Annotated in this window: 15 protein-coding genes; 1 reads left to right on the top strand and 14 read right to left on the bottom strand. The window is 53.3% G+C overall.

Features of this window, described 5'->3' with window-relative positions:
- Nucleotides 1-283: 283 nt before the first annotated feature.
- From dnaJ to hrcA, 4 genes are all read right to left on the bottom strand, one after another.
- Entirely contained in the window at nt 284-1,450 is a 1,167-nt protein-coding gene (dnaJ, locus tag OCV63_RS10890; protein ID WP_158363826.1) for a molecular chaperone DnaJ, read from the bottom strand.
- Between the two features lie 148 nt (nt 1,451-1,598).
- Complete coding sequence (gene dnaK / locus OCV63_RS10885; protein WP_158363825.1) at nt 1,599-3,479, bottom strand: molecular chaperone DnaK; 1,881 nt, start codon at nt 3,477-3,479, stop codon at nt 1,599-1,601.
- Nucleotides 3,480-3,676: 197 nt separating this feature from the next.
- Nucleotides 3,677-4,270, bottom strand: coding sequence for a nucleotide exchange factor GrpE (gene grpE, locus OCV63_RS10880; RefSeq protein ID WP_158363824.1), 594 nt, complete (start codon nt 4,268-4,270; stop codon nt 3,677-3,679).
- Between the two features lie 30 nt (nt 4,271-4,300).
- Nucleotides 4,301-5,335 carry a heat-inducible transcriptional repressor HrcA gene (gene hrcA / locus OCV63_RS10875; protein ID WP_158363823.1) on the bottom strand — a complete coding sequence of 345 codons (1,035 nt, stop codon included), beginning with the start codon at nt 5,333-5,335 and terminating at the stop codon, nt 4,301-4,303.
- 605 nt (nt 5,336-5,940) lie between these two features.
- Here hrcA and clpB point away from each other — a divergent pair.
- Nucleotides 5,941-8,526, top strand: coding sequence for an ATP-dependent chaperone ClpB (clpB, locus tag OCV63_RS10870; RefSeq protein WP_158363822.1), 2,586 nt, complete (start codon nt 5,941-5,943; stop codon nt 8,524-8,526).
- Nucleotides 8,527-8,583: 57 nt separating this feature from the next.
- Here clpB and OCV63_RS10865 read toward each other — a convergent pair whose 3' ends face one another.
- The 10 genes from OCV63_RS10865 to OCV63_RS10820 form a co-directional block, all read right to left on the bottom strand.
- On the bottom strand, nt 8,584-9,114 hold the full coding sequence (locus OCV63_RS10865; protein WP_158363821.1) for a phosphatase PAP2 family protein: 531 nt from the start codon (nt 9,112-9,114) through the stop codon (nt 8,584-8,586).
- Between the two features lies 1 nt (nt 9,115).
- Nucleotides 9,116-9,346: a hypothetical protein gene (locus OCV63_RS10860; RefSeq protein WP_158363820.1), complete on the bottom strand. Its 231-nt coding sequence runs from the start codon at nt 9,344-9,346 to the stop codon at nt 9,116-9,118.
- A gap of 39 nt (nt 9,347-9,385) precedes the next feature.
- Nucleotides 9,386-11,290 (bottom strand): glycosyltransferase family protein, encoded by a 1,905-nt coding sequence (locus OCV63_RS10855; RefSeq protein ID WP_158363819.1) that lies wholly within the window; start codon nt 11,288-11,290, stop codon nt 9,386-9,388.
- 15 nt (nt 11,291-11,305) lie between these two features.
- Nucleotides 11,306-13,099, bottom strand: coding sequence for a cobaltochelatase CobT-related protein (locus tag OCV63_RS10850; protein WP_158363818.1), 1,794 nt, complete (start codon nt 13,097-13,099; stop codon nt 11,306-11,308).
- A 10-nt stretch (nt 13,100-13,109) separates the two neighbouring features.
- Nucleotides 13,110-14,024 carry an AAA family ATPase gene (locus OCV63_RS10845; RefSeq protein WP_158363817.1) on the bottom strand — a complete coding sequence of 305 codons (915 nt, stop codon included), beginning with the start codon at nt 14,022-14,024 and terminating at the stop codon, nt 13,110-13,112.
- A gap of 19 nt (nt 14,025-14,043) precedes the next feature.
- The gene (locus OCV63_RS10840; RefSeq protein WP_262670811.1) at nt 14,044-14,757 is read right to left on the bottom strand and encodes an HAD family hydrolase; all 714 of its coding nucleotides are present in this window, start codon (nt 14,755-14,757) and stop codon (nt 14,044-14,046) included.
- A gap of 26 nt (nt 14,758-14,783) precedes the next feature.
- On the bottom strand, nt 14,784-16,697 hold the full coding sequence (locus OCV63_RS10835) for a DUF2142 domain-containing protein (protein WP_158363815.1): 1,914 nt from the start codon (nt 16,695-16,697) through the stop codon (nt 14,784-14,786).
- On the bottom strand, nt 16,669-17,787 hold the full coding sequence (gene hemW / locus OCV63_RS10830) for a radical SAM family heme chaperone HemW (protein WP_158363814.1): 1,119 nt from the start codon (nt 17,785-17,787) through the stop codon (nt 16,669-16,671). The genes OCV63_RS10835 and hemW overlap by 29 nt, the downstream gene beginning before the upstream one ends.
- Nucleotides 17,788-17,797: 10 nt before the next feature.
- Nucleotides 17,798-19,612, bottom strand: coding sequence for a translation elongation factor 4 (gene lepA, locus OCV63_RS10825; RefSeq protein ID WP_158363813.1), 1,815 nt, complete (start codon nt 19,610-19,612; stop codon nt 17,798-17,800).
- 104 nt (nt 19,613-19,716) lie between these two features.
- Entirely contained in the window at nt 19,717-21,792 is a 2,076-nt protein-coding gene (locus OCV63_RS10820) for a heavy metal translocating P-type ATPase (protein ID WP_158363812.1), read from the bottom strand.
- Between the last annotated feature and the right edge of the window lie 3 nt (nt 21,793-21,795).

Genomic DNA, 21,795 nt, shown 5'->3' with positions numbered 1-21,795 from the left:
CCGTCCCGTTTTCATGCCCGCCTCCGCGCGGGCCTTTTTCGTTCAAGAGAGCGCCGGAGGCGGTCTTTCCTATAAAGTAAAAAAGAATGTGCCGTTGGCACATTCTCGCGCCGAGGCGCGGTTGCCTTGGCAACCATCTACCACTGCGCCGAGTGCGCATCTTTGCAAGCTCTGCTTGCTTTTATGGAATAGGGAATTCTATCGGAATTTCCTATTCCATAAAAAAGACAGCGTGTTATCATTTTCCATAACACGCTGTCTTTTTCTAACTTTTCCCGCTGGCTTACTCGTCCAGCGCCTCTTTCATTTTATCGAAAAAGCCTTTCTTTCCTTTGCCAGGCTTCTCCGGATTTTTACCATTTACAATATCATCATAAGTGCGCAGCGCCTCTTTCGCGTCCTTGCTCAGATCCGTCGGCACCTGAACCACCAGCGTTACATAGTGGTCGCCGCGGGTGCTCTTATTCCGCAGGGACGGAACGCCCTTACCCTTCAGACGCACTCTGGTATCCGTCTGGGTTCCGGCCTTCACGTCGTACTCCACCTCGCCGTCCACAGTCTTGATGCGGACAGTGCCACCCAGCGCCGCCGTGGCGAAGCTGATAGGCGCTGTGGAATAGATGTTCATATCCTGCCGCTGGAAAATCGGGTGGCGCGCCACGATGACTTCTACCAGCAGATCGCCTCTGGGGCCGCCGTTGACGCCCGGCTCTCCTTTTCCTCTCAGGCGGATACTCTGTCCGTTATCGATACCGGCCGGTATGGATACAGAAATCTTCTTCTTGCTGGCAATGTAACCGGTTCCGTAGCAGTCCGGACACTTTTCCTTGATGATTTTTCCTGTTCCGTTACAATCCGGACAGGGACGTACATTCTGCACCATTCCAAACATGGACTGCTGGGTGTAAACCACCTGGCCCTTGCCGCCGCATTTCGGACAGGTTACCGGCGAGGTACCCGGCTTCGCTCCGGTTCCGTGACAGCTGCCGCACTCATCCTTCAGGGTCAGCTCAATCTCCTTCTCACAGCCGAAAACTGCTTCCTCAAAGGTGACACGCACCTGGGTACGAAGGTTCGCCCCCTGCATGGGGCCGTTGTTGGCGCGTCTGCCGCGGCTACCTCCAAAGAGATCACCAAAGATATCCCCGAAGATATCTCCCATATCCGCTCCGTTGAAATCAAAGCCGCCGAAGCCGCCTGCACCGCCGCCTGCGCCTCCCTCAAAGGCTGCATGGCCAAACTGATCGTACTGGCGTCTCTTATCCGGATCACTTAAAACTGCGTAAGCCTCGGAAGCCTCTTTGAATTTCACTTCTGCTTCTTTGTCGCCGGGGTTCATATCCGGGTGGTATTTTTTCGCCAACTGACGGTATGCTTTTTTAATGGTCGCATCATCGGCGTTCTTGTCTACGCCCAGAACCTCGTAGTAATCTCTTTTCTGCTCTGCCATTTCTTCTATCTTCCTTTATATCTTTTCTCGATTGCTTTGCGGCAAAATCCAAGAAAGGCTCTTTATGAGCCTCTCTTGGATCTTATTCTTTCAAGCCTGCCTTTCAATATAGCGCACTGCCTATCGTCTGTCAAGCTTTGTTCTTATCTTAGACCTCTCTGTAATCGCCGTCTACCACGTCGTCAGAAGCGCCTGCTCCGGCGCCTGCTCCGGCACCTGCGCCCATATCCGGGCCTGCCTGGCCAGCCGCACCCTGTGCTGCCTGTGCCTGCTCATATACCTTTGCAAATACCTTCTGTGCCGCGTTCATCAGCTTTTCCTTGCCGTTCTTCAGCTCATCTAAGTCTGCGTCAGAAATATCAGTCTGATCCTTGGTTCTCTCCAGAACTGCCTTCAGGGAAGTAAGCTCTGCCTCTACTGCGGACTTGTCGGCCGGGTCAACCTGTGCGCCAACCTCTTCCAGTGCCTTCTCGGTCTGGAATACCATGGAGTCCGCGTCGTTTCTCGCGTCAATGGCTTCCTTACGCTTCTTATCCTGAGCCTCGAACTCAGCAGCTTCCTTCACTGCCTTGTCGATGTCACTGTCAGACATATTGGAGCCTGCGGTAATGGTGATATGCTGCTCCTTGCCGGTACCCAGATCCTTTGCGGATACATTTACGATACCGTTTGCGTCGATATCGAAGGTAACCTCAATCTGCGGAACGCCACGTCTTGCGGGCGGGATTCCATCCAGACGGAACTGGCCGAGAGACTTGTTGTCCTTCGCAAACTGACGCTCGCCCTGTACAACGTTGATATCTACGGCTGTCTGGTTGTCAGCTGCGGTAGAGAAGATCTGGCTCTTCTTGGTCGGGATGGTTGTGTTACGCTCAATCAGACGGGTTGCGATACCGCCCATGGTCTCGATGGACAGAGACAGCGGAGTAACATCCAGAAGAAGGATATCGCCTGCGCCTGCGTCGCCTGCCAGCTTACCACCCTGAATGGAAGCACCGATAGCTACACACTCATCCGGATTCAGAGATTTGCTGGGCTCATGGCCGGTCAGCTGTTTTACCTTATCTTGTACAGCCGGAATACGTGTGGAACCGCCTACCAGCAGTACCTTGCCAAGCTCGGAAGCTGTAATGCCTGCATCCTTCAGCGCTGCCTGAACCGGTCCTGTGGTACGCTCTACCAGATCGTGGGTCAGCTCGTCGAATTTTGCTCTTGTCAGATTCATATCGAAATGCTTCGGTCCCTCAGCGGTTGCTGTGATGAACGGAAGGTTGATATTGGTTGTGGTTGCGCTGGAAAGCTCCTTCTTCGCCTTCTCTGCGGCCTCTTTCAGTCTCTGCATAGCCATCTTGTCACCGGACAGGTCTACACCCTCGGTGCGCTTGAACTCTGCAAGCATGTAATCTACAATCTTCTTATCGAAGTCGTCGCCGCCCAGACGGTTGTCGCCTGCGGTAGCCAGAACCTCGATTACGCCGTCGCCGATCTCGATGATAGATACATCAAAGGTACCGCCGCCCAGGTCGTATACCATAATCTTCTGCTCTTTCTCATTGTCCAGGCCATATGCCAGCGCTGCTGCGGTCGGCTCGTTGATGATACGCTTTACATCCAGGCCCGCAATCTTACCTGCGTCCTTGGTTGCCTGTCTCTGCGCGTCGTTGAAGTATGCCGGTACGGTAATAACTGCCTCGGTAACCTTCTCGCCCAGATAGTTCTCTGCATCTGCTTTTAGCTTCTGCAGAATCATAGCGGAAATCTCCTGCGGAGTGTACTGCTTTCCGTCGATGTCTACCTTGTAGTTGGTACCCATCTCTCTCTTAATAGAGGAAATAGTTTTCTCGGAGTTGGTAACTGCCTGACGCTTTGCCGGCTCGCCTACCAGTCTCTCGCCTGTCTTTGTAAATGCTACGACAGACGGTGTGGTTCTTGCTCCTTCTGTATTTGCTACTACTACGGGCTTTCCGCCCTCCATAACTGCTACGCAGCTGTTTGTTGTTCCTAAGTCGATACCAATAATCTTGCTCATAATAGAGACCTCCTCAATTTATTCTGATTGTAAAATGTTAATTTCATTTATAGAACATTCGCCGTGCTACACTCGATTCCGCTTCGCTTCATCTCGTGCACGGGCTTCGCCCTATGTCATCTGCCAAAAAATTATCTGTTCATGCAAGCATGACATCTGATTTTTCGTCATCTGACGCACTGCTCATTGCCTACGTGTCAATTTGCTACCTTTACCATGCTGTGACGGATAACGGTATCCTTGTACATATAACCCTTCTGGAATTCCTCGGCTACTACATTTTCACCCAACTCCTCGTCCTCCACATGCATCACTGCGTTGTGGTAATTCGGGTCGAATTCCTCGCCCACTGCTTCAATAGGCTCAACACCCAAATCCGTCAGTGTAGTCATCAGCTGGTTGTATATCTTATCCATACCTACGATAACCGGATTTTCCTTCTGATCCTCGGGTACAGATGCAAGACCGCGTTCAAAATTGTCTACCACCGGAAGGATTTTCTCAATCACATCTCTGGCTCCCACTTCATACATATGGGACTTTTCCTTCTCGGTTCTCTTCCGGAAGTTATCGAATTCTGCCATCTGGCGCTTGACGCGATCCTCCAGCTCTTCGATCTTCTCTTCCATCTTGTCTTTTTTCTTTTTCTTCTTCAGCATCTCGGGCTCCTCTCCGGATTCTGTTTCTTCCGGTTTCTCGCCGCCGCTGCTTTCTTTTCCTTCGGAAGCTTCTTCTGCTTTTACAGTTTCTTCTTCCTTCGCTTCCTCATTCTGAAGCTCTTCTTTCTTCATTTCCTGTTCCACGGGTGTCGGCCCCTTTCTTTATTCCTTATTCTTATTATAGATTTCATCCAGCTGCTCGGTCAGGGTCTTCAGCGTCTTCAATACGTTTTCGTAATCCATCCGCTTGGGACCGATAATTCCGATGGTTCCCTGCAGGCCTTCGCCCAGCTCATAGGTGGCTGTCACCACGCTGCAGTCCTTCATGGACTGAATCGGCGTCTCCTGCCCGATGTACACCTGAATGCCCTTGTTGTCTTCATTTTCCAGCGTCTGTGTAACCAGATTGGTCAACTGCTGTTTTTCCTCAAAGGCGTTTATCAGTTCACTGGCCTTTCCGTTATCGGAAAGCTCCGGATACCGGAAGATGTTGGTCGCTCCAGAGGTATATATCTCAACCTCGTCCTCCGAGTGGATAACCTCTGCCACCGCGTCAATGACGCTTCCCACCAGCTCACTGTGAATACCCGCCTGCTCTTTCAGGTTCTGTATCATGGCCAGATTGATTTCTTCTATGGATAAGCCATTCAGCACGCTGTTCAGCAGGATATTCAGCTTCAGCACCGTTTCCTGGTCAAGTTCCTCCGTCACATCAATCACCTTGTTGCGGACGATGTTGCCTTCTATCATAATCACCGCCAGAATCTGAGTGGCTGTGACCTTGGAGAGCTGGATAAATTTCAGCTTGTTCCTGTGATAGGTGGGCGCCGATACCATGGTGGCATAATTGGTATTCGCAGCCAGGACCTTCACGACCTGCTTCAATACCTGCTCCATTTTGTCGGTCCGCTCTATCATCAGATCCTTGAGTTCCTGTACCTCGTGATTTTTCTCTTCCATGATATGGTCTACGTATAAGCGGTAGCCCTTATCAGAAGGGATTCGTCCTGCCGAGGTATGGGGCTGTACAATGTAGCCCATCTCTTCCAGGTCTGACATTTCGTTCCGTATGGTGGCGGAGCTTAGATTTAAATCTGAGTATTTGGAAATGGTTCTGGAACCTACCGGCTCGCCGGTCTCCATGTAGTTCCGGATGATGGCTTGCAGTATCTTCTGTTTTCTTTCGTCCAGCTCCATTTCATTCACCTCTTTGTTTTTACCTATTAGCACTCGGCCCTCTTGAGTGCTAACATTAAGATAGCACTACCCTTGGGGTTTGTCAAGCGGGTTTATAGTTTTTTTAGATTTATTTTCTGATTATACCGGACAGGGGATATGCGGAAGGACTATACTCCAGAATACGCAGCTTTCCCTGCTCCTCGCAGGCGGCTTATGCGCGCCCGACCGCCAAACTCGCCCTACGGGCTCAGACAGTGGCTCCATCGGGCGCTGCCTGGCCTGCTCGTCCCTACGGGAAATCAGCTATCATTCTATCGTATAGTCTTCCGCATCCCCTTGATTTTAACCTGAATTTTTGTTCCCATTGCCATACACAAAGCAGTCCTCCGCCCTTTTTTCTTCCTTTTTATATAAGTAGTCTGACACTTTATACTTTTTTTATAAATTATTTTTCAAAAACCCCTTGATCTTTCATTTTCAAAGTGGTATACATATATGCAGAAAAAGAAAAAGGCCCTGTATCAGATATCCGTATGTATATTTGATGCCGGGACTTTCTTTTTTATATAAAAAACTTAGAAAACAATTTCTTTACCTATTATAAAGAAAGGGGAGTCAGATTTATGAACATCAGCAAATTTACACAGAAATCCATTCAAGCTGTAAACGACCTGGAAAAGCTGGCTTACGAATACGGCAATCAGGAGATTGAACAGGAACATCTTCTGATGAGTCTGCTCCGGCAGGAGGACAGTCTGATCCTGAAGCTTGTCGCTAAGATAGGCATCGACCAGAACCTGTTTCTGAACGGTGTGGAACAGACCTTAAATAAAAGAGTCAAGGTTTCCGGCGGACAGCCCTATGTGGGACAGTATTTGAATAAGGTACTGATCAGCGCCGAGGATGTGGCTAAACAGATGGGCGACGAGTATGTCTCCGTAGAGCACCTGTTTCTGGCCATGTTAAATGATCCCAGTCCTTCCATGAAGGAGCTGTTCCGGGAGTACGGCATTACCAAGGATCGTTTCCTGCAGGCGCTGTCCTCTGTGCGGGGCAACCAGCGGGTGACCAGCGATAATCCGGAAGCTACCTATGATACTTTAAGCAAATATGGTTCTGACCTGGTGGAAAAAGCCCGGGATCAGAAGCTTGATCCGGTCATCGGCCGTGACGCGGAGATCCGAAATGTGATCCGTATCCTGTCCCGTAAGACCAAGAATAACCCGGTGCTCATCGGTGAACCCGGCGTCGGCAAGACCGCCGTTGTGGAGGGTCTGGCACAGCGTATCGTGCGGGGCGACGTACCGGAGGGTCTGAAGGACAAAAAGGTATTTTCCCTGGATATGGGCGCTCTGGTAGCCGGAGCCAAGTACCGCGGCGAGTTTGAGGAACGTCTGAAGGCTGTTCTGGAGGAAGTACGGAAAAGCGAGGGCAAAATTATCCTCTTTATCGACGAGCTGCACCTGATTGTAGGCGCAGGCAAGACAGACGGAGCCATGGACGCCGGCAATATGCTCAAACCCATGCTGGCCAGAGGCGAGCTCCACTGTATCGGAGCTACCACCCTGGACGAATACCGTCAGTACATTGAAAAGGATCCGGCCCTGGAGCGTCGTTTCCAGCCGGTTATGGTAGATGAGCCCACCGTAGAGGATACCATTTCCATTCTGCGTGGCTTAAAGGAGCGCTACGAGGTATTCCATGGTGTGAAGATTACCGACGCCGCCCTGGTGGCAGCCGCTACCCTCTCCAACCGTTATATCTCCGACCGTTTCCTGCCGGACAAGGCCATTGACCTGGTGGACGAGGCCTGTGCTCTGATTAAGACGGAGCTGGATTCCATGCCGACCGAGCTTGACGAGCTGCGACGTAAGATTATGCAGCTGGAGATCGAGGAGGCAGCTCTGAAAAAGGAGACCGACCACTTAAGCCAGGAGCGCCTGGAGCACTTACAGAAGGAGCTTGCGGAGTTGCGTGATCAGTTCAACAGCCAGAAGGCCCAGTGGGACAATGAGAAAAATTCCGTAGAGCGTCTGCAGAAGCTCCGTGAGGAGATTGAGGATATCAATAAGCAGATTCAGACGGCGCAGCAGAATTATGACCTGAATAAGGCCGCCGAATTACAGTACGGCAAGCTGCCTGCCCTGCAAAAGGAGCTTTCCGAGGAAGAAGAAAAGATCAGCAAAAAGGATCTGTCACTGGTTCACGAATCCGTAACGGAGGACGAAATCTCCCGTATCGTTTCCCGCTGGACCGGTATTCCGGTAGCCAAGCTGACCGAGAGCGAGCGGAATAAGACCCTGCACTTGGACGACGAGCTGCATAAGCGTGTCATCGGCCAGGACGAGGCAGTCACGCTGGTATCCGAAGCGATTATCCGTTCTAAGGCCGGTATCAAGGATCCGACCAAGCCCATCGGTTCGTTCCTGTTCCTGGGACCCACCGGTGTAGGTAAGACGGAGCTTGCCAAGGCGCTGGCAGCCAGCCTGTTCGACGATGAGTCCAACATGGTGCGGATCGATATGAGTGAGTACATGGAGAAATATTCCGTGTCCCGTCTCATCGGAGCTCCTCCCGGATATGTAGGCTACGAGGAAGGCGGTCAGCTGACTGAGGCTGTGCGGAGAAAGCCCTATTCGGTTGTCCTGTTTGACGAGATTGAAAAAGCCCATCCGGACGTATTCAATGTACTCTTACAGGTACTGGATGACGGACGTATCACTGATTCCCAGGGAAGAACCGTGGACTTCAAGAACACGATTCTGATTATGACCTCCAATATCGGCTCCTCCTATCTGCTGGACGGTATTGACGAAAACGGCAATATCAAGCCGGAGGCCCAGAATCTGGTCATGAATGACCTGCGTGCTCATTTCCGTCCGGAGTTCCTGAACCGTCTGGACGAAACCATTCTCTTTAAACCGCTGACCAAAGGCAATATCACACGAATCATCGATCTGCTGCTTAGTGAGCTGAATGAGCGTCTGGCTGACCGGGAGCTTTCCCTGGAGCTGACCGACGCCGCAAAGGCATTCATTGCCGACCACGGCTTCGATCCGGTCTACGGCGCACGTCCGCTGAAGCGTTACATGCAGAAGCACGTGGAAACCCTGGCTGCCAAGCTGATCTTAGGCGGCGAGATTTCTACAGGAGCGACCATCGTCATCGATGTGGAGGGTGACGCGCTCACCGCAAAAGTAAAAGAATGATATAACCAAAAGAGCTGAGGCAATTCCATGTCTCAGCTCTTTTTATGTCCGTTCTTCCTACCGGAATTTCAATCCCGTCAGCTTCCAGGCCACAAAACCCGTAAGACAGCCCACAATTACACCGCCCAGAACATCCGTCGGAAAATGCACGCCCAGATAAATCCGGGAAAACCCAATCAGCGTTGCCACCAGAAGCGCCGGAATCCCGATCTGTTTCGGCATTCCGATAAACATGACACTGGCCACCGCGAAGGCTGCGCCTGTATGTCCCGATGGGAAGGAATAATCCATCGGTTCCCGGGCCAGCAGAATCAAATCCTCCAGCAAGTGGTAAGGCCGCACCCGCGCGATCCAGTTTTTCAGGACCAGATTGACCAGCATAAACTCCAAAATCATGGATACTGTGGCCGCCTGCCCCACCCGCCGGTAGCGCGGCTGTAAAAGCAGCGCCAGGCAGGCCGCTATGGACAGAAAGCCCGCATTTTCCAGTGACGTAATACACCACATAATCTTATTCTGCACCGGCCCCCTGATACTGTTCTGCAAAAACATCAAAAGCCGGTACTCCCATTCAAAAAAGCTCTCCATTTTATATCTCCGTAAACGTATACCTCTGCAAAAGCCCGGAGGTATTCACATGATAGACGACAGTTCCATCTGCCAGGTCTTCCCGCTCAAAAGAGAAGTCCCGTTCCTTCTCGTGATGCTGTTTTACATATTCTTCTAGGTTCTCAATGGGAACCTCCTCTATGAACACGTCCCGCATCTGATTGTTGGCACATTCGTTGAAAATCTCGTGGACTACTTCATATTCCTTCATAACAAAACCCTCTCCTTTCTGTCCTTTGAACTCCCCATTCTAATAAGGCGGCGTAATATTCGGAATGCAGCAGGTTGCAAAAGAATACAGAGACAGAACTGCCGTCGCCGCCAGAATCACCTGAAACCATCTGCTCTTTGCCGTCTCCGGCCTGAGCGCCGCCCCATGTGCCGCAAAAATCAGCGCCGGCAGCATGTAGCGTCCCTGGGCCTGAAAATCCACAAACCAGGCATTATAAATCACCAGCGCGTAAGACACGCCGCCACAGAGATATAAAATTCCAAGCTTTACCTTGCGCTCACAGTATCCCCGTTCCAGAAGTACTGTACCGGATACCCATGCCAGGTAAATCAGATACAGGATTCCCATCAGCTTTCCATACCAGTCCGGACTTGGAAACTGCAGGCTTCCATAGGTTCCGATAAAAGAGCGGAACAGCGTCTTATGGAATCCCATCTCCGTCAGAATCTCCCGGAGTGTCACCCCTTTTCCGTACAGATTAAACGCGGAACTCTGAATAGCCGGATCGGAGGCCGGATTCAGTTCGGGAATCGCAATTTTTTCCTGCATCTCCCGAAGCACCTGCTGACGATGCACGCCATAATGAGCAAATTCCGGAATGTAGCGAATTCCAAGAAACACCAGGGCAAAACCGGCAATCCAGAGATAGCTTGCAAACCGCCGCTGCTTCTCCTCCTTTGGCGCCGTGCACCAGTCCACCACCAGCATACAGAAGGCGTAGATGGCAAACACATAGAAGTTCTGTTTGGCCATAAAAATATTGGAAAAGAGGAAGCCCAGAAGCAGAATTCTCCACCAGTCTGCCTTTTTCACGCCCCGGCTGCAGAGCTTCTGCAGCATACTGTCCGGCCTTGCCACCTGGTACAACACCAACACACCCACCGCGTAATCCATGGCGTCGGAGGTACAATAGGTATAGAGATACCAGATCTGTGGCGTCAGGAACATGACCGCCAACAGCCACCGGTTCTTTTTCAGATTGCAGAAAATCAGGTAAAAAAGACCGGCAGCCATCAGCACGCTAAACAGCCGCACCGCATGGTCGAAGGTAAAAAGCCGGGCGATCCGGGCTGCGAAAATGTAGAACAGATTCAGCTCCGTAAGGCGCGCGGTACCGAATACAGAATAGGCCGCCATTTCCAGCTCCCTGGCGTCCGGAATCTTCCAGTGGGTAATATAATACTGTACTGAATAGACAGCCTCCGATTCATCCGGATTCACCAGATCCGATCCCACAAAAGCTCCGGTCAGAATCAAAGCCAGCGCCGCAAGCCCTGCCAGGTAAAACAGGGTGTCCACAACCAGGAAAAATCGATCCTCTCTCTTTTTCCAGATTTGCCGCACATAGAATTCTGCCACAGCCCAGAGCGCCAGAAGCAGGGGAAGCAGATAAAAGACTCCCGTGCGGGCATAGCGCCCTGCAATCTCCCGGTAAAAGCTCTGAAAAGCCTCTGTGGTCAGAAGCTGGGAATCCTCTCCGGTAATATAAAGACCCAGAGATCCCGTATCCGTTTCGTACATCTCCACCTGTTCATTGGGGGTAAACGAAGCGAAAAGCGCTTCCCCTGACAGCTCTCCCGCATAAAATCCATTGATAAAAAACGCGATATTCTTAATCCGGATCTCATCGTCCAGGTTGTAATCGATGGGATCCAGCCGCTTCAGGGTCTTCCCGTCCCGCCACCGGATATCCCAGAAGAAGAACCGGGCCTCTCCGGGCTTTTTGTAGGCATTCTTTACGCTGTCCAGCCCCAGATTTTCCGTGGGGGAGGCAAAGAGCTTACAGTGATTGCCCGCCGAATAGTCCTCCTTTTCGAAATCCACGCGTACTTCCGTCAGCACCATGGGCGGATAGAGCAGAAATCCGGCCAGCACCAGAAGCAGCGCCAATGGCTTCCACCATCTTTTCAGCCACATTTTCATAAAACTGTACTCCTTTTACTGTGCCGTATCGTCTAACTGGCGTTTCAGATAGAGGCCTACCACACTGGAAAAATTCATAATATTGCGGATATAGGCGAAATCCTTGCCGAAAATCCGCCGCTCCGCCTGGAGATCCTGCTCTTCCCCGGCAAAGACGCCCAGCACGGAGATTCCCTCCGCCCTTACTTTTCGCACTTCAAAGCTTGTATCGCGCACTGCGTAATCTCCCGCATAGGGCATGGGATTCTTACTGTTTGGACGGTTCACAATGATGTCGTTGGGCCGCCCGTCGCTTAAGACAATCAGAACCTTATTCTCCTCTGGCCGATCCCGAAGGCTCGCCGCTGCCGCCCGGATAGCCAGACCATCCCGGTTATTCGAAGAGGCGTGGAACTCGAAGATCCGCTTATTGGCCTCCTTCGGATCGTCGTAGTCCCGGTAGCGCTGCATGACCGTATAGTCCCAGAAAGTACAGAAGCCCATGACTCGATGGGGAATCTGCACATTACTTAAGGCCTCGCTGATGATGTAGCCCTGCAGGGCCACCAGACTCTGGCGACTCCTTTGGGAACCGCTGGCATCGATGAGCACATGCACCACAAACTCTGAACTGTCCTTCTTCAGCACCCGTTCAAAAAGTTTCTTATCACGGCTGCGGCCCAGTTTCCAGAGCTGCTTTGGCAGAATATTGCCATACTCGCTCCGCACGGTCTCCCGCTCACTCCGGGCCACCAGGGCACGGCGCAGGGTGTCTGTCAGGATCTCGATATTCCGCTTCGCCACCCGGCTATGGTGGCCGTAGACCCGGAGATTCTCGCTCTTCGACCGTCTGGCGTACTCGGACTGATAGTTTCGCTTCACCATATTGGAAAGAATCCCATCGGTGAAATACAGGCTGCAGTCCGCGTGGGCGCCCCGGCAGAGACTGCGGTTGATGCGCTTCTGCTCGCCCTCATTCAGGTAGGAACGGCCATAATTCAGTTCGATGTAGGAATACATCTTCGCTGCAGCCTCCGCGTCCACCAGCACCCGCTTCATACGGCTTTCCCGCTTTTCCTCCTGCTCTGTAGACGCTTCCCCGGTCTGGGTTACCGCCTGATTCACCTGGTTCAGTACCTGGGTCAGCTCTTCTTCCTTCGCTTCCTCCTCCAGATAATCCTTCCAGCTGAATTCCTTTAGCTCCTCCATGGTCACAGCCAGCACCTTCGCCAGGTCTCCATGATTTTTTTCAAAATAAGGATCCATTAACCAGTTGTAAAGCTTATCGGTCACCCGGATAATCTCCATGGTATCATAGGTATCCTCAAGCTCTGCCAGAAGATCCAGCACCTGCCGCATCCGGGCCTGCTCATGGCTCACCGATCCCCGGACCGCCTGCTGCATCATGCAGATCTTAATCTGTCCCAGATAATAGGAGGCCAGTCTGGTAAAATCGTATTCCAGCAGATCAGAAAAGGCCTTCTTCCGGATCTCCTGCACGCCCTTACGTTCCGCGCTGATTTTTCTGTACACCGCGCTGTCCACCGCAAGCTGGGCCACATTGGTCAGCGCCTGCTCGTCCGCTCCGTAATACAGCTTCTTCACCAGATACAGGCCGAAGGCATTCCGGTCAAAATACCGGGAAAAGGCACCCTGCTTCACCGCATCGTAGAGGGATACCCAAGGCGACCGGGAGAACGACACCGTATCCAGCTTGATATTCTCGCCGTAATTGCCGCTGACCGTCCAGTACAGGTTCCGGATTCGATTATCTATCTCGTATTGATTTTCGTCAAAATAGTCCTCATTCAGAGTTTCCTGTTCCTTCATGCTGCCTCACTTAAAATAATTCGCTGCCGGTCCATTCCTCCGGAATCCGGGTCATAACGATATCGCCGACAATCTCCTTCTCAAAGATATCGAAGCTCTTATTGGTAATTCCCATGGTAACGGCCGCTCTGGGGGTAAGTCCGCAGCGTACCGTCTTCATGGCTCCGATCATACCGCGCAGATCCAGCGGCTTTGTGGATATCTCACTGTTCTGGGCCTTGGTCTGCAGATCAAGGAAGAGTCCGGCAAAGGCCCGGATTCCTTCTTCCTTTGCGTCCGGGAAATTGGCCCGCAGAATCAGAAGCAGGGTTTCCTCGGTCAGAGCCGGCATATCGATCACCAGAAACCGAGACACCAGCGCCTCATTCAGCTCCCTGGTTCCCGCGTAGCCGTAGTTCATGGTTCCGATAAAACGGGTGGCCGGATGGAGCTCGATCTTGTCGTAACCCGGCACGTCGATGAGACGGCGGTAATCCAGAGTCGCGTGAAGCACGGAAACCGCGTCATTTTTCGCCATATTGATCTCGTCGAAGACGCCGAAGCCTCCATTTTCCGCACACTGGTATACGGGGCCCTTGCGCAGACGCACCTCATTGTCCACGAAGGTGTCCGTTCCAATGAGGGAACTGCTGTCGGTGTTCACATTAAAGGAGATATTATAGGAGGGGCGGCCGAAGATCCAGGCCAAATTTTCCGCCAGGATATTCTTTCCCGTGGCCTTGGAACCGGAAAGCAGCACATTTTCCCCCTGAAGGAGGGCGGCGATGGCCATCTCCAGAATCTCTTTTCCATAGAAGGGCACCGGTGGCTTCACCACACGGTTTTTCACTGCCTCAGCCACCGGATATTGGGTCCGGAATTTCTCTACTTCCTGAATCAGCAACGGATTCACCTGCTGTTCTTCCAAATATTGTAATTCTTTCATATTGTCTTCCTTCTCTGATTTATCGGATGGATTTTATATAGGGAATCAGCTCATCGTAATGGCGTATGATCTGATAGGATTCCGGCCCAATCTTCGCGTCCTCCGGCAGAGGCTTCTCCTTGGCCCGGTACCAGACGCCGTGCATCCCGGCCAGCACAGAGCCCTCCACATCTTTCCTGAAATTGTCGCCCATGAATACGATCTCGTCGGGTCTGCATCCAGCCTTCTCAATGCACAGGGCCATAAAATCCGGATGAGGCTTCTCATGGCCCGCCTCCTGGCTGGTCACCATATGATTGATATAGGGGCCGAATCCAAATTTTCCCAGCTTTTCATACTGCATCCGGAAGGTCATATCGCTGCCGATGCCCACGCGTACTCCCATTTCCCGCAGGCTCCGCACCGCCTCAATGCTGCCCGGCTCCGGCTCGCTCACCGCATGAAGCGTATCCCAGTATGCATGATACAGCTTCGTCACATGGGGAAACAGAGGTTTTCCCCAATGCTCCAGCATATTCTGAATCCGGATGCTGCGGCTGTGGATGGTCGCGTCATCCGTACCCAGGCGCTTTTTGATATCCGCGTGCTGCCTCCGGTATTCCCGCTCAAATTCCTCGCCGGAGACTCCCAGCTCCTGCTCCGCGTATTCCTGCATCTGCCGGACTCCCGCCGCGTGCCCTTTTTCGTAATCATAGAGGGTGTCGTCTATATCGAAAATCACTTCTTTAATCATGGTTTCTCTCCTTTTCTCTCTTTGTCTCAAAGCTGCCAGATCTGGGGAACTCCCGCTGCAAAGGAATACAGGCCCAGAAGCGCTGTCATACAGAGCAGCTGGTTGTACCATCGGGTCTTCGTAAGTTTCCCATCCAGGGAAATGCCGTGAGCCATAAAAATCAGCACCGGAAACAGGTAGCGGCCCTGGGGCTGAAAGTCCACACAATAGGCGTTATAAAAGACCAGCAGCAGCGATACCGCCGCCGTCCCGTGGAGCAGCAGCCATTTCCATATTCCGGCCTTTCCGCCGTTCTTCCGGACTGCATACCCTGTCATCAGATATAATACCACATAAAGGCCTCCCATGACCAGATAATATCGTCCCGGCGTCTGAATTTTCATGCCGCCGTAAAGGCCTGTGAAGGAGCGGAACAGGCTGCCGAAGAGCCCGTAATTCATCAGGAAGTCCCGGAAGGACACGCCCTGCTCCCGCATATGGAAATACCAGTTCCAGCCGCTCTTATCCATCAGCGGATTCAGCTCATGGATAGCCCGCTGTCCCCGCATTTCCAGAATGATCCTGCTTTTCTCCAGGCCGTAATGCCAGAAGTCAAAGCCCAGCCGCGCCGCAGGCAGAAGTGCTGTGAACAGCAGGATAAGACAATATTTTCCAAACAGGCCTTTCCGCTCTGCTTTCTCTGCCTGCGCCAGCGGAATCAGCAGCATGAAAAATGCGTAAATCAGGATCACGTAATAATTGGCCTTGGCCGTCAGAATGTGCCCGAACAGGAGACCCACAAGCAGATAACGCCAGAGCTCCTTTGGGGAAAACTTACGCCGGAGCATACCGTGCAGCATGCTGTCCGGCTTCGTCAGCTGATACAGTACCAACACCGCCATCAGGTAATCCAGGGCGTCGGAAGTGCCATAGGAAAAGAGATACCAGACCTGGGGCGTCAGAAAGACCACCGCCGTCAGATACCGGTTTTTCCGCAGATTCCAGATCACCAGGCCAAACAGCAGGAAGCCTAAGGAAAGGCCGAACAGCCGCTCCTCATGGGGCAGGTTCACCAGACAGGCCAGCTTTCCCGCGTAGAGATAGTAGGGTGTCTTCTCCGACAGCCGGGTGGTGCCGTAGGTTCCGATGGTGGCGGACACATCCCCGTCCCGCACGTCCGGCGGCACATTGTGCTCCTCGTAGTAGCGCACCGCGTCCCGGCTCTCCCACTCGTCCGGGTTCAGCCTGTGATCGCCGTAGAAGGCGGTCAGTGTCATCAGTATCAGCGTGCAGGCAGCCACCAGAATCAGACACATGTCCGCCCGATCCATCCAGCGGTTTTCCGGCGGTGTTTTCCTGATTTTTCCATAAATCAGGCTCAGCCCGTAAAATATCGCACCGGCCATCCCCAGAAACAGGACGCCCAGGCGCGCGCTCTGCCGCGCCGTGCGAACGTACCGCCCGCGAAATTCCGCTGTAGGAAACAGCTGGGAATCCCCGCCGGTGATGGTAAGCGTCAGTACCTTCGGGCTGCTGTCCGCCACCTCCACCTGGTCATTTAAGGTAAAATAAGTCAGAATCTCTTCCCCGGTCAGGGTGAAGCTTTTGACGCCGTTACAGGTGATCGTGATACTCCGGATGCCGAGCGGTTCCTCATACTCCGTGTCGATGGGATCGAGCCTTCGGATATAACTGTCCTTCCGGTAAATGGGGTCAAAGAAGTAGATCCGGCTCTGCCCCGTCTTCCCGTAGGTGGTACGCAATCCACTGAAGGGAATGGTCGTATCGCTCCGGGAGGTCAGCACCTTCAGCTGCTCCGCCCTCTCGTAACCGCTGTCCGCGAAATCCACCCGCACTGCGGTCAGCACCGTCGGCGGAACAAGCAGCAATCCCACCCAAAGCACCAACAGTACGGTAAGCACCGTATGCTTTTTAATCCAGCAAAAACTCTGATAACACATAATTACTGATATCGATCCCCCTGTCTGTCAGACGGATACGGTCCCCTGCCCGTTCCAGCAGGCCCTCTTCCGTCAGAAGCTTTATCTTTGGTCCGTAAGTATTCCGAATCGTATCGGTCAGAACCACGCCCCGCATTTCCCGAAGCCCCAGGAACATGGTTTCCTCCAGGGCGTCCCCGGCGCTTAAGGGCTCCACGCTCTCGTAGGCGTAATGCCCCTTCAGATACTCCTGTAAATCGGTGCTGTTTTGATAGCGCACCCCGTTCAAAAGCGACGCCGCGCCGATGCCGAAGCCCTTGTAATCCACCCGCTCCCAGTAGGAGCAGTTGTGGCGGCACTCGTACCCGGGCCTGGCGTAGTTGGAGATCTCATAACGCTCATAGCCCTTTTCATGCAGAAATGCTTTCGTGTCCTCATACATGATCCGATCCAGCTCCTCGCCCGGAAGCTCCTTCTCCTCAGGTCCATCCTCCCGGTACTTCTCATAAAAGGGCGTCCCCTCCTCGATAATCAGGCTGTAAGCGGAAATGTGCTCCGGATCGAGGGCTGTGACCTTCTCTAAGGTGGACAGCCAGCCCTCTCTTGTCTGTCCGGGCAGGGCGGACATCAGATCGATGTTCACATTTCGAAACCCGATTTTCCGCACCAGCTCGTAATTTTCCAGAAACTGCTCCCAGGTGTGGATCCGGCCCAGGGTTTTCAGCTCCCGGTTGTCCGCCGACTGGAGGCCGATGCTCAGACGGTTGATCCCTGCCCGCTTATAAATTTCCAGTTTTTCCCTGTTTAAGGTTCCCGGATTGCATTCCACCGTGATTTCCGCATCGGAACGCAAAAGAAGCCGCCGGGAAACCTCGTCAAGGATTCCTGCCAGCTCTTTTCCTGCCAGGAGGGAAGGCGTACCGCCTCCGAAAAAGACGGTCGCTCCCTCGTAAATCTCATCCAGTTCTCCGGCTGACCGGATTTCTTCCCGCAGGGCGCGCACATATGCCGATCGGGTCGCCTCGCCCGCCGGAGCGGAGAGGAAATCGCAGTAGGCGCATTTACGCACGCAGAAGGGGATATGAATATAGATACCAAGCTTTTTCTTCATTCCGACAATCCTATTTATCGTCCAGCTTCAGCACGCTCATGAAGGCCTTCTGGGGAATCTCCACATTGCCCACCTGGCGCATCCGCTTCTTTCCTTCCTTCTGCTTCTCCAGAAGCTTCTTCTTTCGGCTGATATCGCCGCCGTAGCACTTGGCCAGCACGTCTTTCCGCATGGCCCGGACAGTCTCCCGGGCGATGACTTTGCCGCCTACCGCCGCCTGAATGGGAATCTCAAAGAGGTGCCGCGGGATCTCGTCCTTCAGCTTCTCGCACATCTTGCGGCCCCGCTCGTAGGCGGTGCTGCTGTGGACGATAAAGGACAGGGCGTCCACCTCTTCCTTATTGATCAGAATATCCAGCTTCACCAGATCCGCCTGCACGTAGCCCTTCATCTCATAATCAAAGGACGCGTAGCCTCTGGAGCGGGATTTCAGGGCATCGAAGAAGTCGTAGATAATCTCGTTCAGCGGAAGCTCGTATTTCAGAAGGGCGCGGGTCTCCTCCATGTATTCCATGCCCAGGTAGACGCCTCGGCGCTCCTGACAAAGCTCCATAATGGAGCCGATGAATTCGGTGGTCACCATGATCTCTGCGCTGACGAAGGGCTCCTCCATATGCTCGATTTCCGACGGATCAGGCAGGTTGGACGGGTTCGTCAGATCGATGACTTCTCCGTTGGTCTTATACACTTTATAAATAACACCCGGGGCCGTAGTCACCAAATCGAGGTTGTATTCCCGCTCCAGGCGCTCCTGGATGATTTCCAGATGAAGAAGTCCCAGGAAACCACAGCGGAAACCGAAGCCCAGCGCGATAGAAGTCTCCGGTTCGAACTGGAGGGAAGCGTCGTTTAACTGCAGCTTCTCCAGAGCGTCCCTGAGATCCGGGTACTTGGCCCCGTCCGCCGGATAGAGACCGCAGTACACCATAGGCAATACCTTCTTGTAGCCCGGCAGCGGCGCGTCGCAGGGATTGTCCCGGTCGGTAATGGTATCGCCCACCCGGGTGTCGCGCACATTCTTGATGCTGGCGGTGATGTAGCCTACCATGCCCGCGGACAGCTCGTCGCAGGGGATAAACTGGCCCGCGCCAAAGTAGCCCACCTCCACCACTTCTTCCTCGGCTCCGGTGGCCATCATCTGAATGATGGTTCCCTTTTTCACCGTACCCTCTTTGATGCGGCAGAAAATGATAACGCCCTTATAGGAATCATAGACAGAATCGAAAATCAGCGCTTTTAAAGGCGCTTTCGGATCGCCGGTCGGTGCCGGGATCTTGTGCACGATAGCCTCCAGCACCTGTTCCACGTTGAGGCCGGTCTTGGCAGATATCTGGGGCGCGTCCTGGGCCTCCAGGCCGATGACGTCCTCGATCTCGTCGATGACACGCTGGGGCTCGGCGCTGGGCAAGTCAATCTTATTGATGACCGGAATCACATCCAGATCGTGGTCCAGGGCCAGGTATACATTTGCCAGAGTCTGGGCCTCAATGCCCTGTGCCGCGTCCACCACCAGCACCGCGCCGTCGCAGGCCGCCAGGCTTCGGGACACCTCATAGTTAAAGTCCACATGGCCCGGGGTATCGATCAGGTTGAAAATATATTCTTCGCCGTCCTCTGCCTTATACACGGTCCGGACGGTCTGGGCCTTGATGGTAATGCCGCGCTCCCGCTCCAGATCCATATTGTCCAGTACCTGAGCCTGCATCTCCCGGCTGGTCAGAAGGCCGGTCATCTCAATGATGCGGTCTGCCAGGGTGGATTTGCCGTGGTCGATATGAGCAATGATACAGAAGTTGCGGATTTTGCTCTGGTCAAATGTTGTCATTCAAAAATTCCTCCGTTTGCTTTGGTTAGTTTTCTCTAATTCATAAAACGCCAAAAAGCGGGTGCGCTTTTTGCGCCCGCTTTCCGGTCTATTATCAGCATACCCTATTTACATAAGGGCTTCATGCTGTTTAAGCTTATCACAAGTGTGGATGTATTGTGAAGCAATGCGGAGGTGGTCGGCTGCAGGATTCCGGCTACGCCCAGGGCAATGAGGCCGGTGTTGAAGCCTACGATGGTGCGGTAATTCTTATGAATCCGCTTCATCAGGCCGTTGCCGATGTGCTTTAAGGCTACTAACTGCCACAGATCCTCTGCGCCTACGGTCACATCCGCGATTTCCCGGGCGATCTCCGCGCCGTCGCTGATGGCGATGCCGACGTCTGCCGCAGACAGTGCCGGGGAATCGTTAATGCCGTCGCCGATCATCATGACTCTGCGGCCCTTTGCCTTCTCTTCCTCTACAAAACGCGCCTTGTCCTCCGGCAGAACCTCTGCGAAGAACTCGTCCACGCCTACCTTAGCCGCTACGGCTTTGGCGGTTCGCTCGCTGTCTCCGGTCATCATGACCACCTTAGAGATACCTGCGTCCTTCAGGGCCTGAATCACAGCCGGAGCCTCGGGACGAATGGGATCCTCGATACAGATGACAGCTGCCAGAACGCCCTCCACTGCCAGATAGAGGTGGGAATACTCTGCCGGAAGCGCTTCAAACTTCGCTTCGGTTCCGGCCGGAAGAACACATTTCTCATCGTCAAATACGAAATGATAGCTTCCGATGATCGCCTTCTTGCCTTCTACGGTGGTAGAAATGCCGTGCGCCACAATATATTCTACTTTGGAATGCTTTTCCTCATGGTTCAGGTTGCGGGCCCTGGCGGCGTCCACAACTGCCTTTGCCATGGAATGGGGGAAGTGCTCCTCCAGGCAGGCAGCCAGACGAAGAAGCTCGTCCGGGCTCTCGCCGTTAAAGGGAACTACCTCTGCCACAGTCGGGCAGGCCCTGGTCAATGTACCGGTCTTATCAAAGACGATGGTATCCGCCTCGGCCACAGCCTCTAGGTACTTGCCGCCCTTTACCGTCACATGCTCTGCGCCCGCCTCGCGGATGGCAGACAGTACGGAAATCGGGATCGCAAGCTTCAGGGCACAAGAGAAATCTACCATCAGCACAGCCAGGGTTTTGGTCACATTCCGGGTAAAGAGCCAGGTAGCCGCAGCGCCCGCCAGGGTGTAGGGAACCAGCTTATCGGCCAGATGCTCCGCCTTGCCCTCCACGGATGATTTCAGCTTCTCGGACTCCTCGATCATGGCCGCGATGCGGTCATACTTGCTTGCGCCATTGCCCACCTTCACACGGATGGTCAGCTCGCCTTCCTCCAGAACGGTTCCGGCGTAGACCGACGCTCCCGGCGCCTTGGCCACAGGAACAGATTCACCGGTCAGGGAGGACTGATTTACCATACCCTCGCCTGCTTCCACCGTTCCATCAAATGGTACCACATTTCCCATATGGATGACAACCAGATCTTTTTCCTGAATGGAAGAAGAATCCACCAGAACCTCCTGGCCGTCGCTTAGGAGCCATACCTTTTCGATGTTCAGGGACATGCTGCGGGCCAGATCGCCGACGGACTTCTTATGGGTCCACTCTTCCAGGAGCTCGCCGATGCCAAGCAGGAACATGACGGAGCCTGCAGTGTCGAAGTCGCCCCGCAATACAGACACGCCGATGGCGGTGGCATCCAGTACCGGAACCTCCATCTTTCCTTTGGCCAGGGTCTTCGCGCCCTTCCACATATATTTCCATGATTTTACAAACGCAATGCCGGCGCGAATCGGGTAGGGAAGAAACATCTTGCTTCCCGCACGCAGGATTACGCTGTTCACCAGCTTTTCCCAGTACTCCTCATTCAAGGCTCTGCCAGAGCTCTGGAATACCGCCTGCGGTACGTTCACGTTCTCATAATGGAAGTTCCGAAGGAGTGTGAGCACCTGCTCCCGCTCTCCCGTATAACAGATCACGATGCCCAGAGTGTTTCTCTGTATCTTCGCGGAAATTACACATTCCTGCGTATCCAGATAATACTGCAGGGTATCCGCTTCCTCGATGGACATGCGCCGTACACAGGCCTGGACACGGATTCTGCCTCTGATTTCATGCTTGATGATGAACTTCATGGA

The sequence above is a fragment of the Laedolimicola ammoniilytica genome, from assembly GCF_025567165.1.
GTDB lineage: Bacteria > Bacillota > Clostridia > Lachnospirales > Lachnospiraceae > Laedolimicola > Laedolimicola ammoniilytica.
Note: the sequence above shows the minus strand (reverse complement) of the source record. Positions and strands in the feature narration are given on the sequence as shown.

What these genes read in the sequence shown, in the direction of transcription:
- dnaJ (WP_158363826.1), bottom strand. Translation starts at nt 1,450, where the DNA reads ATGGCAGAGCAGAAAAGAGATTACTACGAGGTTCTGGGCGTAGACAAG.
- dnaK (WP_158363825.1), bottom strand. Translation starts at nt 3,479, where the DNA reads ATGAGCAAGATTATTGGTATCGACTTAGGAACAACAAACAGCTGCGTA.
- grpE (WP_158363824.1), bottom strand. Translation starts at nt 4,270, where the DNA reads ATGAAGAAAGAAGAGCTTCAGAATGAGGAAGCGAAGGAAGAAGAAACT.
- hrcA (WP_158363823.1), bottom strand. Translation starts at nt 5,335, where the DNA reads ATGGAGCTGGACGAAAGAAAACAGAAGATACTGCAAGCCATCATCCGG.
- clpB (WP_158363822.1), top strand. Translation starts at nt 5,941, where the DNA reads ATGAACATCAGCAAATTTACACAGAAATCCATTCAAGCTGTAAACGAC.
- OCV63_RS10865 (WP_158363821.1), bottom strand. Translation starts at nt 9,114, where the DNA reads ATGGAGAGCTTTTTTGAATGGGAGTACCGGCTTTTGATGTTTTTGCAG.
- OCV63_RS10860 (WP_158363820.1), bottom strand. Translation starts at nt 9,346, where the DNA reads ATGAAGGAATATGAAGTAGTCCACGAGATTTTCAACGAATGTGCCAAC.
- OCV63_RS10855 (WP_158363819.1), bottom strand. Translation starts at nt 11,290, where the DNA reads ATGAAAATGTGGCTGAAAAGATGGTGGAAGCCATTGGCGCTGCTTCTG.
- OCV63_RS10850 (WP_158363818.1), bottom strand. Translation starts at nt 13,099, where the DNA reads ATGAAGGAACAGGAAACTCTGAATGAGGACTATTTTGACGAAAATCAA.
- OCV63_RS10845 (WP_158363817.1), bottom strand. Translation starts at nt 14,024, where the DNA reads ATGAAAGAATTACAATATTTGGAAGAACAGCAGGTGAATCCGTTGCTG.
- OCV63_RS10840 (WP_262670811.1), bottom strand. Translation starts at nt 14,757, where the DNA reads ATGATTAAAGAAGTGATTTTCGATATAGACGACACCCTCTATGATTAC.
- OCV63_RS10835 (WP_158363815.1), bottom strand. Translation starts at nt 16,697, where the DNA reads ATGTGTTATCAGAGTTTTTGCTGGATTAAAAAGCATACGGTGCTTACC.
- hemW (WP_158363814.1), bottom strand. Translation starts at nt 17,787, where the DNA reads ATGAAGAAAAAGCTTGGTATCTATATTCATATCCCCTTCTGCGTGCGT.
- lepA (WP_158363813.1), bottom strand. Translation starts at nt 19,612, where the DNA reads ATGACAACATTTGACCAGAGCAAAATCCGCAACTTCTGTATCATTGCT.
- OCV63_RS10820 (WP_158363812.1), bottom strand. Translation starts at nt 21,792, where the DNA reads ATGAAGTTCATCATCAAGCATGAAATCAGAGGCAGAATCCGTGTCCAG.